Genomic DNA, 6,193 nt, shown 5'->3' with positions numbered 1-6,193 from the left:
CCGTGTCCTGGACTCCGCGCCCTGCCACCGTGTCCCGTCCGCCGGGCGGGGTCGGGGGACCGGCGGCGGCGCGGGGCCCGTGAGCCCGGCGCCGCCGGTGGAGCAGGCCCGCGGTCAGTCCGTCGGGCAGTGGATGCCCGTGGCCGGGACGGTGCCGTCCAGCAGGAACGCGTCCACCGAGGCGCGGACGCACTTGCTCGCGCCGTAGCCGGTGTGGCCCTCGCCGTCGCGGCTGATCAGGACGGCGTTGCCGAGTTCGGCGGTGAGCTTCTCGGCCCAGGCGTACGGGGTGGCCGGGTCCCCGGTGGTGCCGACGACCACGATCGGGGTGGTGGCGGCCGACTTGATCACGTGCGGCTTCTCGGTCGCGCGGAACGGCCAGATCCGGCAGTCCGGGTCGAACAGCGAGGCCATCGGGTCGTGCTTGCCGACCAGCGGGGCCTTGGCGGCGAGGTCGGTCAGCGCGGCCTGCAACTGCTCCCCGGCCGGGGCGTCGGTGGCGCCGTCGGCGCAGTGGATGGCGGTGTAGGCGTCCGCCGACGGGCCGTAACGGCCTTCTTCGTCACGGCCGTTGTAGCCGTCGGCGAGGTCGAGCAGGTAGTCGCCCTTGCCGCGCACCATCGCCCAGCCGATGGAGTTGCGCAGGCCGTTCCAGGCCTTCTCGCCGCCGTAGAGCCGGCTGAGCACGCCGGTCCAGGCCGCGCTGGAGGTCAGGGTGCGGCCCTTCTCCGTCCTGAGCGGCTTGTCCTTGAGTCCGTCGAGGAAGGCGGCGAGCTTCTGCGGGGCCTGGTCGGCGTCCTTGCCGAGCGGGCACGCGTCCTTGGTGACGCAGTCCGCGGCGAAGGCCTTCAGCGCCCGCTCGAAGCCGGCCGACTGCTCGATGTTGTGCTGGATCAGCGAGGTGGAGGCAGAGGTGGCGCCGTCCAGGACGAGCCGGCCGACCCGGTCCGGGAACTCCTCGGTGTAGAGCGAGCCGAGGTAGGTGCCGTAGGACATGCCGAGGTAGCTGAGCTTCTGGTCGCCGAGGGCGGCGCGCAGCACGTCCATGTCCCGGGCGGTGTTGCGGGTGCCGACGAAGGGCAGGACCTGTGCGTACTTGGCCTGGCAGGCGTCGGCGAGCTGCTTGCCGTGGTCGTCGCCGGCCTGGTCGGTGTTGAGCCAGGCGTCCCGGGCCCGGTCGTCCAGGCAGTTGAGCGGGCTGGTGCCGCCGGTGCCGCGCGGGTCGAAGCCGACGATGTCGTAGCGGTCGTGCAGCGGGCCGTCGAGGCCCTTGGGGTCGTAGGTGACCATCTGGACGCCGGAGCCGCCCGGGCCGCCGGGGTTGAGCAGCAGCGAGCCGATCCGCTGGTCGGGCTTGGTGGCCGGGTTGCGGACCACGGCGACGTCCAGGGTGCCGGCGGCCGGGGCGGTGTAGTCGAGCGGGACCTTGAGGGCGGCGCACTGGAGCGCTGAGATGTCCTCCTTGTTCTGCGGGTCCTTCGCGCAGGGGCCCCAGGCGAGCTGCTGGCCGTAGAAGGCCTTGAGCGCCGGGTCGGCGGCACCGGTGGGCTTGACGGTCGGGGTGGGCGTCGGGGTGGCCGTCGGCGTCGCGCCGGCGGGGGCCGCGGTGGTCGCGGGCGCGGCGGCCGTGCCGCTCCCGCCGGTGCAGCCGGCCAGCAGGGCTGCGGTGGCGACGGCTGCTGCGGCGGCGGGCAGGATGCGCCGCGGATTCCTGGTGATCATGAAATGCACGGCACAGGAATATCACCTGCCTGTCACATCGGTCACATGGGATTCTCGGAGTTCTCCGCACGGCGCCGCTCCCGCGGTGGTCGGGGGTGATGCCGTCCGCCGGGCGCGAGGGGTGATTCCGCGGGGCGCCGAACGATGCCATGCTGAGGTCATGACAGAAAGCAGTGCGGTGGCCCCGCTCCGTGAGCAGGCGGAAGTCGGTGGCCGGCGGAGGGAGTTGGCCGCGGCGACGGTCGGATCAGTGGTCGAGTCCTTCGACTGGAGCATCTACGCCGTCCTCGCGCCCTACTTCGCGGCGGACCTCTTCGGGCACGGCAAGCACGGCGTCAGCGGCGTGCTCGGCGCGTACGTCACCTTCGCGGTGGGCTTCGTCGCCCGGCCGGTCGGCTCCTTCCTGATCGGGCGCCTCAGCGACACCAGGGGACGGCGCTTCGCGCTGAGCCTCGGCATGGCGGTGATCGCCGCCGCCAGCCTGGGCATCGCCGTGATCCCCGGCCAACAGGCCATCGGGGTCTGGGCGGCACTGCTGGCCGTGCTCGCCCGGGTGGTGCAGGGGCTCGCCTTCGGCGGGGAGGCGCCGAGCGTGGCCGCGTACGTGACCGAGACCGCCCCGCCGCGGCACCGCTTCGCGTTCAGCTCGATCTCCTACGGCGGGATCGTCCTCGGCTCGCTGCTCTCCTTCGGGGTGCTCACCGTGCTGATCCACACCATCGGCAAGTCCGGTCTGGAGAACGGTGGTTGGCGCCTGGGCTTCGCGGTCGCCGCACTGCTCGGGCTGGCCGCCGTCTGGGTACGGCGGTGGGCGCCGGAGAGCGCGGAGTTCCGCCGCACCCGGGAGCGCGCGCGGCGCACCGCCCGCCCGCCGTTCGTGCGGACGCTGCGCGAGCACCGCTGGGCGGTGCTCACCGTCTTCCTCAACACCCTCGGGGGGACGGTCGGTTACTACTTCGCGCTGGCGTACCTGCCGCAGTACGCCGCCGCCTACCACGTGGTCGGCAAGGAGGAGGCGGCCTCCTTCATGACGGTGGTGCTCGTCGTGGTGCTGGCCACCATGCTGCTCACCGGCGTCGCCGCCGACCGCTTCGGCCTGCTGCCGGTCGCCCGGATCGGCTTCGGTCTGCCGATCCCGATGGTCGGCATCCTGCTCGCCGGGCTGCGCCAGGGCTGGCTGCCGTTCCAGGTCGTCGCCGTGCTGCTGGGGATGCTGGTGGCCACGGTGCTCGGCACGCTCAACGTCTTCACCGGGCTGCTGTTCCCGACCGAGGTGCGGGCGGTCGGCCTCGGCGTGGTCAACGCGACCACCATCGCCGCGTTCGGCGGCACCTTCCCGCTGCTCGCCGAGTGGCTGAACGGCCGTCATCTGCTGGGCCTGATCCCCGGATACGTCACCGTCTGCACGGCCGGCCCGGCCCTCGCGCTGCTGACGGCGATGAAGGTGCCGTCCTTCGCCGCGGCCGTGCGGGGCGCGGAAGCCTCGGTTCAGCGGACACCGGGAACCGCCTGACGGACAGTCATCCACTGTGGTTGAGTGGTCCGGACCATTGCTGATCGGGGAGGGCGGAGCATGGGTGCCGACGCATCGGCTGCGGACATACCGGACACTGCCGGACGGGACGCCGGAACATCGGACGCCGGTCCGGGTGTCGGTGGTCCGGACGACTGGGGTTCGGACGACTGGGGGTCCTACGACCGTCCGCCGGGGACCGGCCTGTCGGAGAGCTGGCTGACCGAGCCCGGGTTCGAGGAGCCGCCGCAGGTGGACCTGCGCACCGACCGGGCGCACTCGGCCCGGGTCTACGACTACCTGCTCGGCGGCAAGACCAACTTCCCCGCGGACCGCGAGGTCGGCGACCGCGTCCTGGCCGACCTGCCCGGCGTGCGCGCGGACGCCACCGCGGCCCGCGCCGTGATGCACCGGATGGTGCGCCGGCTCGCCGAGGTGCACGGCGTGCGCCAGTTCCTGGACGTCGGCACCGGCATTCCGACCGCGCCCAATCTGCACGAGATCGTGCAGTCCGTCGACCCGGCCTGCCGCGTGGTCTACGTCGACAACGACCCGATCGTGCTCGCCCACTCGCGCGCCCTGCTCACCAGCACCCCCGAGGGCCGCACCGCCTACGTCCAGGGCGACCTGCGCGAACCGGAGCGGTTCCTCGCCGACCCGGCGGTGGCCGGCACCCTGGACCTCCGCGAGCCGGTCGCCCTGACGCTCATCAACATCGTCCACTTCCTCTCCGACGAGGCCGCGCACCCGCCCGTCCGCAAGATCCTGGACGCCCTGCCCGCCGGCAGCTTCCTCGCGCTGTCCGCGGGGACGGCCGACATCGCGCCGGAGCGCAGCGCGGCCGCCGCCCGCCGGTACGAGGAGGCCGGGATCACGCTTCACTTCCGCTCGCGCGAGCGCGTCGAACTCTTCTTCGCCGGGCTGGAGTTGGACGATCCGGGGGTGGTCCTGATCAACCACTGGCACCCGGAGCTCGCCGAGGTCCCGACCCCGGGAGGGGACACGGTCTCGGTGTACGGGGGAGTCGGCCGCAAGGCATAGTCGGATCCTTCCCTGTCAAAACGATCGTCTTTACGTGCTCATGTCATTAAAGTGACTGCCCGTCGAACCCCCCACTCGGCAGGCGGAGATTTCATGACCATTGCACGCAGGTCCATCCTCAAGGGCACCTCGGCGGCCGGAGCCGCCCTCGTGGCGGCAGGGACGGCGGCCGCGCAACCCGCGGCCGCCCAGCCGGCCGACGACGCGCCCGCCGGTCCGCTCCTGCAGACCACCCCGCACCGCGCCGGAACGGCCTCGGTGACCGGGCTGCACCTGCAGTTCGGCACCGACGCCAGTACGGAGATGACCGTCTCCTGGCTCACCCCGCAGTCCGTGCGCCGACCACAGGTGCGGTACGGCTCACCGGACGGCGGCCTCGGCCGGGTCGTCCAGGCCGAGACCCGTACCTACCGGGACTCGATCGACAAGGTCGAGGTGTACGTCCACCACGCGCGGCTCACCGGGCTGCGCCCGGGCACCACCTACCTCTACAGCGCCGGCCACGACGGCGCCAACGCCGAGACCGGCACCTTCACCACCGCCCCGCGCGGCCGAACCCCCTTCACCTTCACGAGCTTCGGGGACCAGGCCGCGCCCAACCTCCGCCGCCGGATCACCTTCCCCGACGGCATGCCCTCCCCGCTCGGCAAGTACCCCGTGTTCATGAGCAGCCAGGTCGGCACCGCGGCCTCCGCCGACATCGTCGCCGCCGTCGAACGCGTCGGGCCGCTGTTCAACCTCATCAACGGCGACCTCTGCTACTCCTCCTACGCCGGCCGCCACGGCCAGAGCCGCACCGCGACCTGGGCCGACTGGTTCATCAGCAACAGCCGCTCCACCCGGCTGCGGCCCTGGATGCCCTGCGTCGGCAACCACGAGAACGAGGGCGGCAACGGCCCGATCGGCGCGACCGGCTACCAGGCCTACTTCACCCTCCCCGATTCCTCGGCCTCCTCCGACGAGGAGACCCGGGGCATGTGGTACGCCTTCACCGTCGGCTCGGTGCGCTTCATCAGCCTCGCCAACGACGACGAGGCCATCCAGAACTCCGGTGACGTCTACCTGCGCGGCTACTCAGGAGGAGCCCAACGGCGCTGGCTGGAGCGGGAGCTGCGGGCGGCCCGGGGCAACCGGGCGATCGACTGGATCGTGGTCTGCATGCACCACCCGATGATCTCCAGCTCGATGCACGGCTCCGGCAGCGACCTCGGCCTCCGCGAGACCTGGGGCCCGCTGTTCGACGCCTACGGGGTCGACCTGGTGGTGTGCGGCCACGAGCACTACTACGAGCGCTCCCACCCCGTCCGCGGCACCCTGCCCAACGACACCCGCACCCCGGTGCCGACCGACACCCGCACCGACCTCGTCGACACCGGGCGGGGCACCGTCCACATGATCATCGGGGCCGGCGGCAACGCCGCCACCACGCAGGACGACCTCTTCGAGAAGCCCAAGGGCCGGGTGGTCGTCGGGCTGGAGGACCCGAAGCCGGGCGCGCCCTACCGGGAGTCGGTCTGGGTCACCGAGGACGCGCCCTGGGCCGCCGTCCAGGACCGCACCCACGCCCACGGCTTCGCGGCCTTCGAGGTCGACCCGGGCGACCGGCGCGGCGGCACGACCACCATGAAGGTCACCTACTACACCTTCGACGGACCCCACGGGGACCTCACCCCGGTGGACACCTTCACCCTGTACCGGCGCCGGACCGACGGGCGCGACGGCTGACGGCCGCGTGGCCCGGCGCCGGGCGGCTCAGCGCCGGGCAGCCGGCTCAGCGCCGGAACAGGCCGGTGAGCACGTCCCACCAGCCGCGGCGCTGGGGCGGGGCCGGCCGGGCCCGCGGGGGGCGGGGGGGCGGCGGCCCCCCCCCGCCCCGCCCGCCGGGCGTGCGGGGGGCCCCGGCCGCCGGCGCCCCCC

The 6,193-nt window shown here is 73.0% G+C and carries 4 protein-coding genes; 3 read left to right on the top strand and 1 reads right to left on the bottom strand.

The genetic code is table 11. The features are described from left to right. Positions 1 to 114: 114 nt before the first annotated feature. Positions 115 to 1,722, bottom strand: a complete 1,608-nt coding sequence (locus tag ACWGKU_RS40030) for an alpha/beta hydrolase (RefSeq protein ID WP_452180837.1) — start codon at positions 1,720 to 1,722, stop codon at positions 115 to 117. A gap of 160 nt (positions 1,723 to 1,882) precedes the next feature. On the opposite strand from ACWGKU_RS40030, the gene ACWGKU_RS40025 reads away from it, so the two are divergent. The 3 genes from ACWGKU_RS40025 (at position 1,883) to ACWGKU_RS40015 (ending at position 6,001) form a co-directional block, all read left to right on the top strand. Next, complete coding sequence (locus tag ACWGKU_RS40025) at positions 1,883 to 3,235, top strand: MFS transporter (protein ID WP_401051353.1); 1,353 nt, start codon at positions 1,883 to 1,885, stop codon at positions 3,233 to 3,235. A 60-nt stretch (positions 3,236 to 3,295) separates the two neighbouring features. Beyond that, entirely contained in the window at positions 3,296 to 4,276 is a 981-nt protein-coding gene (locus tag ACWGKU_RS40020; protein ID WP_401051356.1) for an SAM-dependent methyltransferase, read from the top strand. A gap of 93 nt (positions 4,277 to 4,369) precedes the next feature. Next, a complete protein-coding gene (locus ACWGKU_RS40015; RefSeq protein WP_452180838.1) occupies positions 4,370 to 6,001 on the top strand; it encodes a purple acid phosphatase family protein in 1,632 nt (543 codons plus the stop codon). The last annotated feature ends 192 nt before the right edge of the window (positions 6,002 to 6,193 follow it).

The organism is Kitasatospora sp. NPDC054768 (assembly GCF_053612025.1).
The sequence above is the reverse complement of the archived record's forward strand: the minus strand, read 5'-3'. Positions and strand labels throughout refer to the sequence as shown.

Bases quoted from the DNA above. Each gene is read 5' to 3' on its own strand.
- ACWGKU_RS40030 (WP_452180837.1), bottom strand. From the start codon at position 1,722: ATGATCACCAGGAATCCGCGGCGCATCCTGCCCGCCGCCGCAGCAGCC.
- ACWGKU_RS40025 (WP_401051353.1), top strand. From the start codon at position 1,883: ATGACAGAAAGCAGTGCGGTGGCCCCGCTCCGTGAGCAGGCGGAAGTC.
- ACWGKU_RS40020 (WP_401051356.1), top strand. From the start codon at position 3,296: ATGGGTGCCGACGCATCGGCTGCGGACATACCGGACACTGCCGGACGG.
- ACWGKU_RS40015 (WP_452180838.1), top strand. From the start codon at position 4,370: ATGACCATTGCACGCAGGTCCATCCTCAAGGGCACCTCGGCGGCCGGA.